We start from the raw sequence: 17,702 nt of genomic DNA, 5'->3' as shown, positions 1-17,702 counted from the left end.
TGGACACCAGATCCAACCCCGAGGGATACATGAACAGATACGACGCGCGTTTCAAACTGCAGGTCGCCAAAGAGGCCTGCAAGACCTCCACATCGGTCAAAGCCGTTGCTCGTCGCCACAGCCTGGAGTTTTCCACGGTCAGGCGCTGGGTGGCGACCTATCGGCTGCACGGTTGGCGCGGGTTTCACCGCCAGGCCCGGTCCTATGACCTCGCGTTCAAGCTGGCTGTCCTGGAGAAGATGAGCCAGGACGGCATGTCCGGGCGCGAAGCCACCACCTACTTTCAGATTGGTGATGCCGGCGCAGTGGGGCAGTGGCGGCGCCTGTATGCTCAGGGCGGTGCCCAAGCGTTGGCACCGCCCCTGCCGCCGCCCCGAAAGCCGATGAAAAAGACCCGTTCGTCCAAGCCACCTGAGGATATGAGCCGCGATGAGCTGCTCAAGGAAGTCGCCTATCTGCGCGCGGAGACCGACTACCTAAAAAAACTCGATGCCTTGATCCGGGAAGAGCAGGCGGCGCGAGACGCAAAGCGCAAGCCATCCAAGGATTGAGGCAGGTTCATACGCTGTCGCTTCTGCTCGAAGCGGCAGAGCTGTCACGCAGTACGTTCTATTACCAGAACCATGTCCTGGCCCATCCGGATCAGGACGAGGCAGATCTGCGCGAGCGCATCCGTGCAATCTACGATCAAAGCCAAGGGCGCTATGGCTATCGCACGGTAACGCTGGAATTGGCCAATCAGGGCCATCGGACCAATCGCAAGCGGGTACAGCGCCTGATGGGGGAGATGGGCCTGAAATCGCGCGTGCGCGTGAAGCGCTATCGGGCCTTCAAGGGGGCGGCCAATATTGTGGTTGGCAATGACCTCAATCGTGAGTTCCAGGCCGAGCGGCCCAACCAGAAGTGGGTGACTGACGTGACCGAGTTCAAGGTGCAGGGCATGAAGCTGTACCTGTCGCCGATCATGGACCTCTACAACGGTGAAATCGTGGCTTATCAGATCAAGCGCCAGCCCGTGTTCGATCTGGTGGGTCAGATGCTGGAGGAGGCCATCAGCAAGCTTTCCCCGGATGAGCGCCCCATGATCCATTCTGACCAGGGCTGGCAGTACCAGCATGAAAACTACCGGCACATGCTGGAAAAGCACTCGTTGAAGCAAAGCATGTCCCGGCGTGGCAACTGCTTGGACAATGCGGCAATGGAGAGCTTTTTCGGGACGCTGAAGTCGGAGTTCTTCTATCTGAACAGCTTTGACAGCATCGAGAGTCTGGAGGCTGGGCTGGTGGAATACATCCAGTACTACAACGAAGAGCGCATCAAACTGAAACTGAAAGGCCTGAGCCCGGTAAAGTACCGGGAGCAGGCCCAATCGGCCGCTTGACCCCGTCCAAGTCTCGGGGGTCACTTCACCTTGGGGGCTTGGCCGCGGCATCCATGCCGCGGACACTCCCGCAACCGGACCCACCCCGCCTTCGACAGATTCTTGCGAGCTGTTGGACATGCCGACGGGGTCAGATCCGTTTTCCGAAGGAAAACGGATCTGACCCCAGTTTGAATTTCGATATCTGACAGAGATTCATCCACGCATGGCGTGGATCTACTGGCCACCGGTCAACTGTCGAAGGCGGGGCACTGTGGGTTTGCGGGGTGTGAGCGCCATGGATGGCGCGACCAAGGCTACATGGACGTACTTGCGCCGTCCCCGCATACCCACAGTGCCCCGCCATCCCACGGGATGGCTGCTGTTGCCGTTGCTTCGGCTGTTGCTCTGGCTTGAAGCAGGTGCAGGGCTGCAAGCCCTGCCGCCCCCCCCTCAGTGCAGGAGCGCTGCCACCGCCGCGCGGAACCCGTCCTGGGCCTGCCCGGACTCCGGCGCGTGATGCAGCTGCCGCACCGCGCGTCCCAGCCGTGCCGCGCCGACGAAGCCACAACTGGCCTGCAACCGGTGCAGCTGGCTGCGCAGCTGGCGCTCGTCGTGCTGGTCCACGGCCTGCTCGACCGCGTCGCGTACCCCCGGCAACTCGGCCAGGAACAGCTCGCGCAGGGCTATCAGGTGGTTGCGCTGGCCATTGAGCGCGGCCAGTGCCGCGGTCTCGTCCCAGTCCTGCACCTGCAGCTCGACCGCAGCCGGAGCCGGCGCAACGAAGATCCCCGCGGGGCTGTTCACCAGCGCGCGGCGCACGGCTTTCAGCAACTGGTCGCGGCCCAGCGGCTTGACCAGCGTGTCGCTGAAGCCAGCTTCACGCAGGCGGGCATGGATGGAGGTGTCGCCGTCGGCGGTATGCGCCAACGCCGGGGTATCGGGGTGTGAACGGCGCAGTTCGCGCAGCAGCTGCGCGCCATTGCCGTCCGGCAGGTTGACGTCGATCAGCCACAGGTCATGCGCGCCGGGTTCGGCGCTCGCCAGCGCACTGGCCAGTGAATCTGCGGTGTCCACGTCCGCCGGTAACGTTTCCAACGCCGCCTTGAAAAAACCGCGGCTGATGATGTCGTCCTCGACAAGCAGGAAGCGGGGCCGGCTGGCCCGCGGGGTCATCTGCATCAGGGCTGCCTCCATGTCAGCTGTTGCAATCATCAAGCACGGCGGCGGCGGGCGCAAGCGGGTCCGGGCCCTGCCGGTCAGGATCTGCGACAATACGCCCCCATTTTTGCCCGCAGCCTGTTGCCACGTGGCCCGATCCCGCTCCCGCATCGACCGTACCCCGTTCCAGACCGAGATCCTCGACCTCAGCCATGATGGTCGCGGCGTCGCCCGCCGTGAGGGTGAGGGCGGCAAGGTCACCTTCGTCAGCGGCGCACTGCCGGGTGAGGTGGTCATGGCCGAACAGACCGCCCGCAGCCGCCATTTCGACGAAGCGCGCACGGTGGAAGTGCTGAAGGCCTCGCCGCAGCGCGTCACCCCGAAGTGCCCGCACTTCGGCACCTGTGCCGGCTGCGTGCTGCAGCACCTGGACGAAGACCAGCAGATCGTGGCCAAGCAGCGCGTGCTGATGGACAACCTGGAGCGCATCGGCCACGTGAAGCCGGGAACCGTGCTGGCGCCGCTGGTCGGCGAGAGCTGGGGCTACCGGCGCAAGGGCCGCTTCTCGGTGCGCCGGGTCGAGAAGAAGGACAAGACCCTGGTCGGCTTCCGTGAACAGGATCCGCGTTTCGTCGCCGACCTCAGCCAGTGCCTGACCGTGATCCCGGAGATCGGCACCAAGGTCGAGGCGCTGTCCACCTTCATCGAATCGCTCGATGGCAAGTGTGACATCCCGCAGATCGAGTTCATCGCCGGTGACCAGGCCGTAGTCCTGACCGTGCGCCACCTGCAGCCGCTCAGCGACGCCGATCGTGCGGCCTGGGCCGCCTTCGGCCAGCAGCATGGCTTCGTGATCTACCTGCAGTCCGGCGGCGTGGACACCGTGCAGCCGCTGGACGGGCAGGGCGTGCCGCTGTCGTTCCGGCTGGCGCCGTGGGACGTGGAACTGGCGTTCCGCCCGCTGGACTTCATCCAGGTCAATGCCAAGCTCAACGAGAAGATGATCGCCCACGCCCTGGACCTGCTGGAACCGGGTGAGGACGAGCGCGTGCTGGACCTGTTCTGCGGCCTGGGCAATTTCACCCTGCCGCTGGCGCGCCGCGTGCGCGAAGTGGTCGGCGTGGAAGGCGATGCCGGCCTGGTCGCGCGTGCCCGTGAGAACGCCGAGCGCAATGGCCTGGCCAACGCCCAGTTCTTCAGCGCCGACCTGACCCAGGACCAGCGCAGCACGCCGTGGATGCGCCAGGGCTTCGACAAGCTGCTGCTGGACCCGCCGCGCTCGGGCGCGATCGAAGTGCTGCAGCAGCTGCCGCTGAAGCAGTTCAAGCGCATCGTCTACGTCAGCTGCCACCCGGGCTCGCTGGCCCGCGATGCCGGCTATCTGGTCAACGAACAGGGCTTCACCCTGGTCAGCGCCGGTGCCATGGACATGTTCCCGCACACCGCACACGTGGAAAGCATCGCGGTGTTCGAGAAGCGCTGATCTGTCATGCCCATCGCGCATAATGGTGCGATGGGCATCGAAATCGAACGCAAATTCCTCGTCAGCAGCGATGGCTGGCGCGCCGCCGCGCACCGGGTGATCCCGATGGCGCAGGGCTACATCAACGACATGGGGGCGCTTGACCGCGGCACCCAGAACGCCTCGGTGCGGGTGCGCATCGAAGGCGACCACGCCGCGTTGAACCTGAAGTCGCGCACCATCGGCCATACCCGCCAGGAGTTCGATTACCCGATCCCGGTGGACGATGCACGCGCACTGCTGGCGTTGTGCGTGGGTGGTCTGATCGACAAACGCCGTCATCTGGTCGAACACGCCGGCCTGACCTGGGAGGTGGACGAGTTCCTCGGCGACAACGCCGGCCTGGTGGTGGCCGAGGTCGAGCTGGACAGCGCCGACCAGGCGATCGACCTGCCGGATTGGGTGGGTGCCGAAGTCACCGACGATGCGCGCTACTACAACGTCGCGCTGGCCAGTCACCCCTATTCACAGTGGTGAACCCCAAAAAGGGGACGGAGGGGATTAAGTCGTCTTTACCCCACCTGTGCGGGAACCGACTTAGTCCCCTCCGTCCCCTTTTAACGAGGGAGGCGGGCCCCATGTCGTGGGGATGAGAATCGATATCTACTCCGACGTGGTCTGCCCCTGGTGCTGGATCGGCAAGCATCGTTTCCAGCAGGGCGTGCAGTTGCTGGGCGCGAACGCGCCTGAACTCGATATCCACTGGCAGCCGTTCCAGCTGGATCCGGATGCGGACGCCACCCCGGTGCCGCTGCGCGAGGCCTACGTGCGCAAGTTCGGGGGCGTCGAGCGTACCGAGCAGATCCTCGGCCAGACCCAGACCACCGCGCGTGCCGAGGGCCTGCCGATGGACTTCAGCCAGGGCCAGGTGCGGGTGACCACGCTGCCGGCGCACCGGGTGCTGTGGCTGGCCGGCGAGCATGGCGTGCAGGATGCGGTCGGCGAGGCTCTGTTCCGCGCTCACTTCGAGCACGGCCAGAACCTGGCCGACCCCGCGGTGCTGATCAAGGCCGGCGTGGCGGGCGGCCTCGACGCCGGCGAAATCGCGCAGATGCTGGCCTCCGACCGCGGCCTGGCCGAGGTCGAAGCCAAGCTGGCGCAGGCCCATGCATTGGGCGTTTCTTCGGTGCCGACCTTCGTCATCGATGGGAAGTGGGCCATTTCCGGGGCACAGCCGCCGGAGGCCTTCGCCAACGCCCTGCGCCAGATCGCGGCCGAACAGGGCGCTCCGGCAGCGTCGGCTGACGGCGACGAGGCCTGCGGCCCGGACGGCTGCAAGGTCTGACCTGCCCCCCCCAAAAGGGGACGGAGGGGATCAAGAGGTATCCAGCCCACCTGGGTCGATTGCGCCTTGATCCCCTCCGTCCCCTTTTTCTGACCACTGCGCCTGTCGGCCGGTTCTGCGACAATGCGGCACTGCGCCATGCGGGCGCGCGTTGTGGAGATCGACCATGCTGCTGATCGGCGTTGCCGGTACCGAACTGACCGCCCAGGAACGTGACTGGCTGCAGCACGATGCCGTGGCCGGGGTGGTGCTGTTCAAGCGCAACTTCGCCTCGCGCCAGCAGGTGACCGATCTGAGCGCGGCCATCCGCGCCGCTGCCCCACGCCCGCAGCTGATCTGCGTGGACCAGGAAGGCGGCCGCGTGCAGCGTTTCCGCGAGGGTTACAGCGATCTGCCGCCACTGCAGGACATTGGTGCGCTGTATGCCACCGACCCGCAGCAGGCCTTGGCATTGGCCGAACGGCACGCCTGGCTGATGGCCAGCGAGGTACGGGCCAGCGGTGTGGACCTGAGCTTCGCGCCGGTGGTCGACCTTGGCCGTGGCAACCGTGCCATCGGCAACCGCGCCTTCAGTGAAGACCCGCAGGTGGTGGCCGCGTTCACCGCCGCCTACGTGCGCGGCATGCATTCGGTCGGCATGGCCGCCACGCTCAAGCATTTCCCCGGCCACGGTACCGTGCTGGAAGACACCCACGTGGATACCGCGATCGACCCGCGCGCGCTGGACGAGCTGCGCGCGCAGGACCTGGTGCCATTCCAGGCCGGCATCGCCGCCGGTGCCGACGCGGTGATGATGGCGCACGTGATCTACCCGCAGATTGCGCCTGAACCGGCCGGCTACTCGCCGCGCTGGATCCAGGACATCCTGCGCGGCGAGCTCGGCTTCCGCGGCGTGGTGTTCTCCGATGACATCGGCATGGCCGCCTCGCACAGCGCCGGTGGTGTGTCCGCGCGCGTGCACGCGCATCTGGATGCCGGCTGCGACGTGGTGCTGGTCTGCCACCCGGAACTGGTCGATGAAGCCCTGCACGCGGTGCAGGGACGCTCCCTCAATACTGCTGCGCTGCTGGGCCTGATCGGCCGTGGCGCGCTTGGCTGGGATGGCCTGCTGGCCGATGCCCGCCATGGCGACACCCAATCCCGTCTGCTTGAAACCCTTGGAAGAACCGTCTGATGCCCAACCTCACCATTTCCCAGGCCCTGGCCCAGGCTGACCTGCTGGTCGACCGCCCCACCATCGACAAGGCCATCGCTGGTATCGCCGACGCCATCGCGCGCGATTACAAGGGCGAGGTGCCGCTGTTCCTGTCCATCATGCACGGTGCGCTGCCGTTCGCCGGCCAGCTGGCGCTGGAACTGGGCGCGCGCGGCCAGGACGTGCAGTTCGATTACCTGCACGCTACCCGTTACCGCGGTGAAACCACCGGCGGCGACCTGGTCTGGAAGCACAAGCCGGCCACTTCGCTGTTCGGCCGCCGCGTGCTGCTGGTTGACGATATCCTGGACGAGGGCTACACCCTGCAGGGTGTGCGCACCTGGTGCCTGGAACAGGGCGCGACCGACGTGCGCATCGCCGCGATGACGGTGAAGAAGCACGACCGCGCGCTGCCGGACGTGACCGCCGACTACGCCGGCATCGAACTGCCGGACCGCTACGTGTTCGGCTTCGGCATGGACGTCAATGAAACCCTGCGCTGCGTGCCGGCCATCTACGCGATGAAGGAATAACGGCGCAGCCGCCCGCGGCGCGTCTTCTTCTGCCGCCGGCATCCTCGGGTGCCGGCGTTCGTCTTTTCATGGAGTGCTTCGAATGCAACAGATCGCCCTGGCCGTGATCGGCGGTACCGGTGTCTACAATCTGGCCAAGCTTGACGATGTGCAGACCCACGAGGTCGACACCCGCTTCGGCCGCCCGTCGGGCCCGGTGCGCGTCGGTACGCTGCTCGGCCATCGCGTGGCGTTCCTGGCGCGGCATGGCGAAGGCCATTCGCTGCCGCCGCACAAGATCAACTACCGCGCCAACCTGGCCGCGCTGCAGCAACTGGGCGCGCAGCGCGTGCTGGCGTTGAACACGGTGGGGGGCATCACCGAACACTTTGGTCCGCGCGTGCTGGCCTGCCCGGACCAGATCATCGACTACACCTGGGGCCGCATCAGCACGATCTGTGAAGAAGAAGGCACCGACGTGGTCCACGTCGATTTCGGCCACCCGTACACGCCGATGCTGCGCAGCAAGATCCTGGCCGCGGCCAAAGTGACCGGTGTCACGGTCCATGACGGTGGCTGCTACGGCGCAACGCAGGGCCCGCGCCTGGAAACCATCGCTGAAATCGCCCGTATGCGCCGCGACGGCTGCGACCTGGTGGGCATGACCGGCATGCCGGAAGCCGCGCTGGCACGCGAGCTGGGGCTGGATTACGCCTGCCTGGCGATCATCGCCAACTGGGCTGCCGGGTGTGGTGATGGCGAGGAGATTACGATGGCCGAAGTGCTGGCCAACGTGCAGGCGGCCGGCAACGGACTTCCGGAACTGGTGGGCGAATTGGCACGGGGGTGATTGTCTTCCCCGAGCAAGCTTTGCATACTCAGCTTGTGCGCGGGTTCAGCGTACACCACCCATTCATTGCATAAGGTCTCGCATCACCATGCCGAACGGTACCGTCAAGTGGTTCAACGACGCCAAGGGATTTGGCTTCATCTCGCCGGAGGATGGCAGCGCCGACGTGTTCGCGCACTTCTCCGCCATCAACTCCAAGGGCTTCCGCAGCCTGCAGGAAGGCCAGCGTGTCACCTATGACGTGACCCAGGGCCCGAAGGGTGCCCAGGCTTCGAACATCACGCCGGCCGAGTGATCCACTCGACAGTGCGTTGAAAACCCCGCTCCGGCGGGGTTTTTTTTTGCGCGGCATGCCTGCGGCCCGTTCGCGATCCACCCACCTCGGGCACAATGCGCCCATGAAGGAACGACTGCGCATCGCCGTGATCGGCTACGGCACCGCTGGACAGGCAGTGTCCATCCTGCTCACCCGTGACGGCCACGAGGTGGAGATCTTCGAACGCGTGCCCACGCCGGGACCGGTTGGCGCCGGCTTCCTGCTGCAGCCCAGCGGCCTGCAGGTACTGTGGCAGATGGGCCTGCTTGATTCCGTGCGCGCACATGCCGCGCCGGTGCACCGCCTGTATGGCGACACGCCGTGCGAGCGCGCGGTGATGGACATGCGTTACTACGGACTGGATGCGCGCCTGCACGGCCTGGGCATGCAGCGCGGGGCCTTGTTCTCGCTGCTGGATGAAGCGCGCGCGGGTGCAGGCCAGTTGCATGCGGGCGTCAGCATCGCGGCGGTGGATGCCGAGCAGGGCCGCCTGCGCGACAGCGACGGTCGCATGCACGGTCCGTTCGATCTGGTGGTGGCCGCCGATGGCGCCGCCTCGACGCTGCGCGGCACGATCGCCGGCGGTGCCGGGCTGGACCGCGTGTATCCGTGGGGGGCGCTGTGGTGCCTGCTGCCGGCCGAAGACTGGCCGCACGTGCGGGAGCTGCGCCAGCGCTACGTGGCCGCGCGCAAGATGATCGGGCTGCTGCCGGTCGGTACGCGCCCCGGTGATGACACGCCGCGCCTGAGCTTCTTCTGGAGCCTGCCACGCGCCGACTTCGAGCGCTGGCAGGCCGACGGCATGGCCCCCTGGCTGGATGAACTGCATGCACTGTGGCCGCAGGCCAGTGCGCGCTTCGCCCATCTGCGCGATGCCGGCCAGATGGCGCGCGCGGTCTACCGTGATGCGGTGATGACGCGCTGGCACCAGGGCCGCATGGTGCTGGCCGGTGATGCCGCGCACGCGATGAGCCCGCAGCTGGGGCAGGGGGTGAACATGGCGCTGCTCGATGCGTTGGCATTGCGCGATGCCGTGCGCGCGCAGGGGGGCGGTGCCGGAGCGTTGCAGGCGTACCAGGCGCAACGCAGGGCGCACGTTGCGGTGTACCAGCGCTGGAGTCGTTGGCTGACACCGCTGTTCCAGTCCGACCGCGACGCCTGGGCCAAGGCGCGTGATGTGCTGCTGGGCCCGATGGGGCGCCTGCCCGGTGGCCGTGGCCACATGCTGCGCGTGCTCAGTGGCACCCAGCACGGCTGGTTCGGTGCGCTCGCACTGGATCCGGCTTTCGTCGACGCATTGGCCACCGCAGCGGAGACACCTCGCATCAACGCGATCACGGCCAATGCGTGAAGCGCGTCGTCACGTGAATTAACGGTTGCCTCACCGCGGATATGCGAGAAGTAGGTTGCACGCGATTGCGCGTCGCCCGTTTTCCTTTCCGTGATCGACATCGCGCGTGGCCCGGGCGGCGCTGCCGTTGCGGCCTGTTGCGGCCCGGACGTGCCGCCTGTTGTTGAAGAGGAGGACGCCATGTTGTTCGCGGTCGAGGAGCTGGAATCGGAAATCTGCAAGCTGCGCGGATTGCTGCAGATGCTGCACGAGGACCAGCCCGACGTACTGGAGGACGTATTCGAGTTCCATGTCGGCAGCCTGATCAGTCATGCATCAGCGGAGCACCACGCACGCATCCGTACCTGCGCGCAGGAGATGCTGGCGGCGATCCAGGCGTTCCCGCGGCGACGTGAAGATGACACGCCTGATTTCCGGTTGATGCCGCAGCTGGGTATTCGTCCGGCCTGATTCAAGCCTCCGGCAGTTCCACCAGGCCGCCCTGCACGCAGACGATCATCTGCTCGCCAGGGACGGGGGCAGGGACGATTCCGGCGGTAAACGCGGAGAAGGCGGGCAGGATTGTCGTCCGGTCGCGCAGCCAGAACGCGGCGAAGCGCCGCCGCAGGGGCGGCAAGGCAACCTGCGGATGCAGATGCCCGGCGATCACATGCAGCTCTGCATCGGGCATCGGCTCATGCCGAAGCAGGAATGGCCCCAGCCGTACTTCATCGTGGATCTGGACCTGCAACTGCGCATGCGGCAGCTGGCGGTCGTGATTGCCGCGCAGAACATGCACGTCCAGTGCAGCATTGCGTTCACGCCATCCCAGCCATTGCTGGTACCAGGCAGCGCGATGCGCTGGCCCATGCAGGATGTCGCCCAGGATCCACAGCTCGCGGCAGGCATGCCTGTCCAGCAGCCCCTGCAGGCGTTGCAGGTCTTCGCCGGTGCCGCCGCTGGGCAACGCGATGCCGGCACGACGGAATGCATCGGCCTTGCCCAAGTGCAGGTCGGCGATCAACAGTGCCTGCCGCGCAGGCCAGTACAGTGCACGCGCGCCAAGCAGAATCAGCGATTCGCCGGCGCGCAGCAGCGGCAGTTCATCGGCCATGGCGGCGCTCCAGCTGCTGGGCCGCGCGTTGCACACGGGTGCGCCAGTCTTCGTTGCTGAACTGCCCGCGCAGGCGTTCGGCCCACAGTGGAAAGCCCAGCGGTGTGAGTGATGCCGGGTGCTGCACCGAGAAGACCTGCATGCCGATCCTTGCCAGTACCTGCTGCAGCCCTGGGAGGTCCAGGCTGTCGTGCAGCACTTCGCGTTCGGCCAATGCCAACAGCAGGTGGCCGGGGTCATGCTCGCGCAGTACGTCGTAGAGCAGGCCCGCCGAGGCCTGCAGCTGGCGCAGCGACCGCGGCATGCCGCCGGGCAGGCTGGGCACCAGCAGGCCGGCTACGCGTGCGATGCCACGGAACTGGCGCCGCGCCAGCTCGCCCAGGTTCACTGCCGCGCGCAGATCGTCCAGCAGCTGATCGGGGGTGAACAATGCGCGCCATTGCGCCGCATCCAGATCGATCGCCTGCGCCGGTGCCAGCACCAGGCCATGATCGTTCACCGCATAGCCGATGCTGTTGCGCTGCCAGCGGGTACAGCGCAGTGCCAGCAGGGCGGCCAGCGCCTCGTGCACGTGGCGGCCGGCAAAGGGGTAGACGAACAGGAACTGGCCTTCGCGGCGCCGCACCTCTTCCACCAGCAGATGTTCCGGGCCGGGAAGCGCCGACAACTGCTGCTGCAGTGCCAGCAACGGTGACAACCAGCGTGATTCGGCACTGTCGTCGGCGCCGGACAGTACCCACTCCAGCTCACGGCCGAGCGGCATCGACAGCGGCAACTGGCCTCCCTGCCAGCGTGGCACCACACCATCACCGCGCCCTCGTGCCAGCCGCACGAAGGCGGTCATGTCGCGCAGCTGCACCAGTTCCAGCAGGCGCCCGGCGAACTGGAAGCGATCACCACGGCGCAGGCGGCTGGCGAACTGTTCCTCCACGGCGCCCAGGCCACCACCGCGCAGGAACTGCACGCGCACGCTGCCATCGCTGCTGATGGTGCCGATCGACAGCCGATGGCGCAGTGCCTGGCGGCGATCGTGCATGCGGTAGCAGCCGTCGTCATCGCGCACGACCTTGTGGAAATCAGGGTACTGGGCCAGCGCCTGGCCGCCCTGCACGATGAAGGTCAGTACCGCCTGCCATTGGCCGTCGCCGAGCGATGCGAAGGCGTGGGTGCGCCGCACCTGCGCCAGTAGCGCATCGCTGTCGAAGCCACCGGCCAGCGCGCGGCTGACCGCATGCTGGGCCAGCACATCCAGCGACAGCGTCGGCGGCCTGCGTGCTTCGACCACGCCGGCGGCCAATGCACGGCGCACGGCGGCGTACTCGGCCAGTTCCAGCGCATGACTGGGCACGCACAGGATGGAGCCGCTGGCGCCCGGGCGGTGGCGCGCACGTCCGGCGCGTTGGCGCAGGCGGGCCACACCCTTCGGGCTGCCCAGCTGCAATACCTGCTCAACCTCGGGGAAGTCCACGCCGAGGTCGAGGCTGGAGGTGGCCACCACGCAGCGCAGCACGCCCGCGCGCAGGCCATCCTCCACCTGCTGGCGCAGCGCCGGATCCAGTGAGCCGTGGTGCAGCGCAAGCGTGCCCTGGTCTTCGGGCCAGACTGCGGCCAGCGCCTGATGCCATAGTTCCGCCTGCGCACGCGTATTGGTGAACAGCAGGCTGCTGCGTGCCTGCATCAACGCGTCCAGCACGCGCGGCAGTTGCGCCAGGCCAAGATGCCCGGCCCAGGGGAAACGTTCGCCGGGGTCAGGCAGCAGGCTGCGCACGCCGACTGCGCGCGGGCGCACGCCCTGCACGATGGGCGCGTCGGGCTGCCCGGGCAGCAGCACGTCGCGTGCTTCATCAAGATTGCCCAGCGTGGCCGAGAGCCCCCACAGCTGCAACGCGGGGGCGATGTCGCGCAGCAGCGCCAGGTTCAGTTGCAGCAGCACTCCCCGCTTGTTGCCCAGCAGTTCATGCCACTCGTCCACCACCACGCAGCGCAGCTGGCGCATGCGTGCCACGGTATCGGGATAGCTCAGCAGCAGCGCCAGCGATTCGGGCGTGGTCACCAGCACGTCGATGCGGCCTTCGCGGGCCTGGCGCCGCTCGCGGTTGCTGGCGTCACCGCTGCGCAGGCCGACACGCCATCCCAGTCCCAGGCCGTCGACGACGGCCTGAAGGGCGCGGGCGGTATCACTGGCCAACGCGCGCAAAGGCGTCACCCACAGCACCTGCAGTGGGCGCACCGCGCTGGCCCTGCGGGGCGGTGGCGGTGGATCGATCAGCGCCTGCAGCAACGGCCCACCGAACATCGCCAGCGTCTTGCCGCTGCCCGTGGGCGTATGCAGCAACCCGGATTCGCCGGCCAGGTAGTGGCGCCACATTGCGCGCTGGAATGGCAGTGAGCGCCAGCCGCGTGCCGCGAACCAGTCTTCCAGCCTGCGCAGCGCCTGGCTGCGGTTCATCGCGCCAGCGCCTGCAGCGTAGCCAGCTGATCGGCCTCGCTGGCAGGCTTGTCGTGGCGCCAGCGCAGGATGCGCGGAAAGCGCACGGCGATACCGGATTTGTGCCGGCTGCTGCGGTTGACCGCTTCGAAACCCAGTTCGAACACCTGTTCGGCGCGCACGCTGCGCACTGGACCGAAGCGCTCGCGGGTGTTGGCGCGGATCCAGCGGTCGAGCGCGAGGATCTCCTTGTCGTCCAGGCCCGAATACGCCTTGGCCACCGGCACCAGCGTGTCTCCGTCCCAGACGCCGAAGGTGTAGTCGGTGTACAGCGTGCTGCGCCGCCCATGGCCGGCCTGGGCGTACAGCAGCACCGCGTCGATCGTGAGTGGATCGACCTTCCATTTCCACCAGTCGCCGCGTCGTCGCCCGGTCTGGTAGGGCGAGACACGCCGTTTCAGCATCAGACCTTCCACGCCGCGTTCGCGTGCCACGTCGCGCATCGCTGCTGCCCGTTGCCAATCGTCGGCGTCAACGTCGGGCGACAGCTGGATCCGCACATCGTCCAGCGCACCGATGACCTCAGTGAGCCGCGTACGCCGTTCCTGCAACGGCAGCTCACGCAGGTCCGCGCCATCGACTTCCAGCAGGTCATAGGCGAGCACGCGCACCGGCGTGTTGCGCAGGGTGGCCGCACCGGGTTTGCGGCGCTGGATGCGGGTCTGCAGCGCGGTGAAGGCACGCGGCAGGTTGGCGTTTTCGTCCCAGGCCAGCAGCTCGCCGTCCAGTACGCAGCCATCGGGAAGCGCCATCGCCGCCTGCTCGATTTCGGGGAAGCGGCCATCCAGCCGCTCTTCGCCACGCGACCACAATGCGACCTCGCCACGCCGGCGAAGCAGCTGCAGGCGAATGCCATCCCATTTCCATTCCAGCAGCCAGTCATCGATCGGGCCGAGCCGTTCGGCAGGTTCACCTTCCAGTGGCGATGCGAGGAAGAACGGGTAGGGCTGCTGACGGTCCAGCGGAAGCTCATCCGGCGACAGCAGCTGAGCCAGCAGCCCGGGCGAGGGCACCCACTCGCCAAGCATGCGCTGGGCGATGCGTGCGATGTCCAGGCCGGACCATTCGGCCAGCGCCTGCTGTACCAGCCGCTGCGAAACACCTACGCGCAGGGCACCGGTCAGCAGCTTGTTGAACACCAGGCGTTCGCTGCTGCACAGCTGCTGCCAGCCTGCGACGACCGCCGCACGGCGCACTGCTTCGGCTTGATTGGCCACCGCCAGCAGATGTTGTTCGATCCATTCGGCCAAGGGGCGGTCGACAGCTGGCCGGGATGGATCATCCAGCAGCAGGGTCAGCGTTTCGGCCAGGTCCCCCACCTGCGCATAGCTGTCCTCCACCAGCCAGGGCGGCAGGCCCGATTCCTCGCTCACCCACGCGCGCAGTTCGCTGCTGGCGGCGATCTTCCGGCGTGCGCCGCCCACCTTGCCGCCGCTGAGCAGGTACAGCGCCCATGCCGCGTCATGCGCACGCGCCTGGCGGAAGTAGTCGACCAGCGCCGCACGCTTGTCCAGCGTGGCGGTGCTGCGATCCAGGCGCTGGTAGAGCGCAGCGAATGCCTTCATTCTTCGCTCCCGAAATCGGTACGGAAGGCTTCGGCAGCCACGCCGCGCTCGCGCAGGAACGGAATCAACGCATCGGTATTGCCATGGGTGGCGATCACCCGCTGGGCGCCCGTCTGTTCGATGGTCTGCAGCAGTGCTGGCCAGTCGGCGTGATCGGAAATGACAAAACCGCGATCGACATTGCGACGCCGCCGATTGCCGCGCAGCTGCATCCAGCCGGATGCGAAGCCCAGCTGGTGGCGGCCGAAGCGACGCATCCAGGGCGTGCCCGCAGCTGACGGCGGCGCGAGGATCAGCTGGCCGGCGGCATCCGGCTGACGGCCCTGTTCGGCCATGGTGAGCGTCTCCAGCATCGGTACGCCGGCCTGCCGGTAGACCGCCACACCATTGGCGATGGCGCCATGCAGCCAGGCCGGGCGATCGTCCAGTGGCCGCAGTTCGGCCAGCACCCGTTGCGCCTTGCCCAAGGCATAGCACAGCAGGATCGCCGCTTCGCCACGTTGTTCGCATTCGCGGCGCCACGCCACGATTTCCGCCGCCACCGCCGGCGTGTCCGGCCAGCGGTAGATGGGCAGGGCGAACGTGGCTTCGGTGATGAAGGTATCGCAGGGCACCACTTCGAACGGCGCGCAGGTCGGGTCGGGCTGGCGCTTGTAGTCGCCCGAGGCCACCCAGACCTGCCGGCCGTCGTCGATGCGTACCTGCGAAGAGCCGAGGACATGGCCGGCAGGGTGCAGCGATACCTGCACCTTCCCCAGGCGGAACGGCACGCCCTCGACGTGCGCCTGCACCGGCACGTCACCCAGGCGCCAGCGCAGGATCGGCAGGCTGCCTTCGCTGCAGTGGTACTCGCCCATGCCCGGACGGGCATGGTCGCCGTGGCCATGGGTGATGACCGCGCGCGCTACCGGTCGCCACGGGTCGATATGAAAATCGCCGGCGGCGCAGTACAGCCCCTCCGGGCGCAGCACCACCAGATCGTCGTTGCCTGCCATGCGGTCACTGTGGCCTGCGTCTCGTGCAGAGGGTGAGAACCGGCCTGAACACGGGCTTGGCAGGCGATGCGGCACAATCGGGCCGCAGACCTCTTGCCGCCAGGATGGACCGGATGAGTGGACCCAGCTTCAGCAGCAACGCGCCGTATGAAACCCATGTGGTGCTGAACCAGCCGCCGCCGTTCGCAGGGCGACAGTTGTGGACCGACGACGTGGCGCTGATGGAAGCCGTGCAGCGCGAAGGCGCCGCCAGCTTCGCGCCGCGGCTGGGTGTCTATGGTGCACTCGCCGGTGATGAACTGTACCGGCTCGGCTTCGATGCCAACCGTGATCGTCCGCGGCTACGCACGCATGATGCACAGGGCCATCGCATCGACACGGTGGAGTTCCATCCGGCCTATCACCGGTTGATGGACGCGGCCAAATCGCACGGCGTCGCAGGATTGTCCTGGCATGAGCCGCAGCCTGGCGCACACGTGGCACGTGCGGTGTTGAGCTACCTGCATCACCAGGCCGAGGCGGGCACCAGCTGCCCGTTGACCATGACCCATGCGGCGGTGGCGGTGCTGCATTCGCAGCCGCATCTGGCCGAGTGGTCGCGCAAGGCCGCTGCACCGGTCTATGACCCGCGCGACGTGCCGGTGGCGGACAAGGCCGGCATCACCCTGGGCATGGGCATGACCGAGAAGCAGGGCGGCTCGGATGTCCGTGCCAACAGCACGCGCGCCGAACCGATCGATGGCGAGCGTTATCGCCTGGTCGGCCACAAGTGGTTCTTTTCCGCGCCGATGTGCGATGGCTTCCTGGTGCTGGCGCAGGCGCCGGGAGGACTGACCTGCCTGCTGATGCCGCGCCGGCTGGCCGATGGTGACCGCAATGCGTTCCGGTTGATGCGGCTGAAGGACAAGCTTGGCGACTGGGCCAACGCCTCCAGCGAGGTCGAGTTCTGCGGCGCACAGGCATGGCGCGTGGGCGAAGAGGGGCGCGGCGTGGCCACCATCATCGGCATGGTGATGATGACCCGCCTGGACTGCATGCTGGGTGCGGCGGCAGAGATGCGCATGGCGCTGGCGCAGGCGCTGCACCACGCACGCCATCGACGCACCTTCGGCAAGCTGCTGGTCGAGCACCCGTTGATGACCAACGTGCTGGCTGATCTGGCGCTGGAGTCGGAAGCGGCCACGGTGTTGGCGATGCGCATCGCACGCGCGGTGGATCGTGCCGGTGTGGATGCCAATGAAGCGGCGATGGCGCGGTTGGGGACGGCACTGGGCAAGTACTGGCTGTGCAAGCGCGCACCGGCTTTCGTCAATGAAGCGCAGGAATGCCTGGGCGGTGCAGGCTACGTAGAGGAGTCGATGCTGCCGCGCCTGTACCGGCAGGCACCGTTGAATTCGATCTGGGAGGGCAGCGGCAACATCCAGTGCCTGGATGTGCTGCGCGCGCTGGCGCGTGAGCCGGAGGCGATGGCGGCGTTGCGCGGTGAGCTGGCGTCGGTGGCTGATCGTGATGCGCGCTATGCAGCGTCATTGCAGCGTTGGGCAGCGGCGCCGCCACCGGAGGAAGCGCAGGCGCGGCTGTTCTGCGAGCGTACCGCGCTGCTGCTGCAGGCGGCGCTGCTGCTGCGTGCGCGTAGCCCGATGGCGGAGGCGTTCGTGCGCAGCCGGCTGGAAGGGGAGCATGGGCTGGCGTTTGGGACGCTGCCGGCGGGGCTGGAGCTGACGGCGATGCTGGCGCGCGCGCTGCCGTAGGGAATGGCCAACGGCGGTGCCCCTCGTGGTGGGCGCTGATACTGATGGATGGGCCGCGCGGGTAGGTCGCGCAGGGGGCGCCGTGAATACGTCCTTGTAGGCCCGGGCGCGCCATCCATGGCGCTTACGCCCCTGCGCAACCTACCCGCGCGGCCTTGGACGGTTTCCGTGCGGTCCACCACGGAATCAACAGAAAGAGCGGAGAGCGAAAAGCAGAAAAGCCGCGGCAGTGCCGCGGCTTTTCCAGTAGCGCCGAGC

The 17,702-nt window shown here is 67.2% G+C and carries 16 protein-coding genes; 11 read left to right on the top strand and 5 right to left on the bottom strand.

What is annotated here, in order from left to right; genetic code table 11:
- Positions 1 to 29 precede the first annotated feature (29 nt).
- Positions 30 to 1,381 (top strand): IS3 family transposase gene (locus M1L61_RS16450; RefSeq protein WP_099560046.1). Its coding sequence is split into 2 segments (ribosomal slippage): positions 30 to 477 and positions 477 to 1,381, totalling 1,353 coding nucleotides; the frame shifts between segments, so codons are not numbered across the junction.
- A 432-nt stretch (positions 1,382 to 1,813) separates the two neighbouring features.
- On the opposite strand, the gene M1L61_RS16445 is transcribed toward M1L61_RS16450, so the two are convergent.
- Complete coding sequence (locus M1L61_RS16445) at positions 1,814 to 2,542, bottom strand: response regulator (protein WP_010482825.1); 729 nt, start codon at positions 2,540 to 2,542, stop codon at positions 1,814 to 1,816.
- Positions 2,543 to 2,669: 127 nt separating this feature from the next.
- Here M1L61_RS16445 and rlmD point away from each other — a divergent pair, with 127 nt between their 5' ends.
- The 9 genes from rlmD (at position 2,670) to M1L61_RS16400 (ending at position 10,002) form a co-directional block, all read left to right on the top strand.
- A complete protein-coding gene (gene rlmD, locus M1L61_RS16440; RefSeq protein ID WP_248853787.1) occupies positions 2,670 to 4,004 on the top strand; it encodes a 23S rRNA (uracil(1939)-C(5))-methyltransferase RlmD in 1,335 nt (444 codons plus the stop codon).
- Positions 4,005 to 4,034: 30 nt separating this feature from the next.
- Positions 4,035 to 4,520, top strand: a complete 486-nt coding sequence (locus M1L61_RS16435) for a CYTH domain-containing protein (protein WP_043402365.1) — start codon at positions 4,035 to 4,037, stop codon at positions 4,518 to 4,520.
- Between the two features lie 112 nt (positions 4,521 to 4,632).
- A complete protein-coding gene (locus tag M1L61_RS16430) occupies positions 4,633 to 5,328 on the top strand; it encodes a DsbA family oxidoreductase (protein WP_043402358.1) in 696 nt (231 codons plus the stop codon).
- Positions 5,329 to 5,494: 166 nt separating this feature from the next.
- Entirely contained in the window at positions 5,495 to 6,502 is a 1,008-nt protein-coding gene (nagZ, locus tag M1L61_RS16425) for a beta-N-acetylhexosaminidase (protein WP_191863837.1), read from the top strand.
- Complete coding sequence (locus M1L61_RS16420) at positions 6,502 to 7,056, top strand: hypoxanthine-guanine phosphoribosyltransferase (RefSeq protein WP_005410592.1); 555 nt, start codon at positions 6,502 to 6,504, stop codon at positions 7,054 to 7,056. The genes nagZ and M1L61_RS16420 overlap by 1 nt, the downstream gene beginning before the upstream one ends.
- Before the next feature lie 82 nt (positions 7,057 to 7,138).
- Positions 7,139 to 7,885 (top strand): S-methyl-5'-thioinosine phosphorylase, encoded by a 747-nt coding sequence (locus tag M1L61_RS16415; protein WP_010482830.1) that lies wholly within the window; start codon positions 7,139 to 7,141, stop codon positions 7,883 to 7,885.
- Between the two features lie 88 nt (positions 7,886 to 7,973).
- On the top strand, positions 7,974 to 8,180 hold the full coding sequence (locus tag M1L61_RS16410; RefSeq protein WP_005410590.1) for a cold-shock protein: 207 nt from the start codon (positions 7,974 to 7,976) through the stop codon (positions 8,178 to 8,180).
- 103 nt (positions 8,181 to 8,283) lie between these two features.
- Positions 8,284 to 9,552, top strand: a complete 1,269-nt coding sequence (locus M1L61_RS16405) for an NAD(P)/FAD-dependent oxidoreductase (protein ID WP_019336694.1) — start codon at positions 8,284 to 8,286, stop codon at positions 9,550 to 9,552.
- A gap of 180 nt (positions 9,553 to 9,732) precedes the next feature.
- A complete protein-coding gene (locus M1L61_RS16400) occupies positions 9,733 to 10,002 on the top strand; it encodes a hypothetical protein (protein WP_248853786.1) in 270 nt (89 codons plus the stop codon).
- Between the two features lies 1 nt (position 10,003).
- Here M1L61_RS16400 and pdeM read toward each other — a convergent pair whose 3' ends face one another.
- From pdeM to M1L61_RS16380, 4 genes are read right to left on the bottom strand one after another with little or no spacing between them, the layout of a single operon-like run.
- The gene (pdeM, locus tag M1L61_RS16395; RefSeq protein WP_043402352.1) at positions 10,004 to 10,645 is read right to left on the bottom strand and encodes a ligase-associated DNA damage response endonuclease PdeM; all 642 of its coding nucleotides are present in this window, start codon (positions 10,643 to 10,645) and stop codon (positions 10,004 to 10,006) included.
- The gene (locus M1L61_RS16390) at positions 10,635 to 13,094 is read right to left on the bottom strand and encodes a ligase-associated DNA damage response DEXH box helicase (protein WP_049481939.1); all 2,460 of its coding nucleotides are present in this window, start codon (positions 13,092 to 13,094) and stop codon (positions 10,635 to 10,637) included. Before M1L61_RS16390 ends, pdeM begins: the two co-directional genes overlap by 11 nt.
- Positions 13,091 to 14,698: an ATP-dependent DNA ligase gene (locus M1L61_RS16385; RefSeq protein WP_019336698.1), complete on the bottom strand. Its 1,608-nt coding sequence runs from the start codon at positions 14,696 to 14,698 to the stop codon at positions 13,091 to 13,093. Before M1L61_RS16385 ends, M1L61_RS16390 begins: the two co-directional genes overlap by 4 nt.
- Complete coding sequence (locus tag M1L61_RS16380) at positions 14,695 to 15,693, bottom strand: ligase-associated DNA damage response exonuclease (protein WP_191849785.1); 999 nt, start codon at positions 15,691 to 15,693, stop codon at positions 14,695 to 14,697. Before M1L61_RS16380 ends, M1L61_RS16385 begins: the two co-directional genes overlap by 4 nt.
- Positions 15,694 to 15,806: 113 nt before the next feature.
- Between M1L61_RS16380 and M1L61_RS16375 the strand changes: the two genes are divergently transcribed.
- Entirely contained in the window at positions 15,807 to 17,444 is a 1,638-nt protein-coding gene (locus tag M1L61_RS16375; protein WP_248853785.1) for an acyl-CoA dehydrogenase family protein, read from the top strand.
- Positions 17,445 to 17,702 lie beyond the last annotated feature (258 nt).

The sequence above is a fragment of the Stenotrophomonas sp. NY11291 genome, from assembly GCF_023277365.1.
Lineage (GTDB): Bacteria > Pseudomonadota > Gammaproteobacteria > Xanthomonadales > Xanthomonadaceae > Stenotrophomonas > Stenotrophomonas geniculata.
The sequence above is the reverse complement of the archived record's forward strand: the minus strand, read 5'-3'. Positions and strand labels throughout refer to the sequence as shown.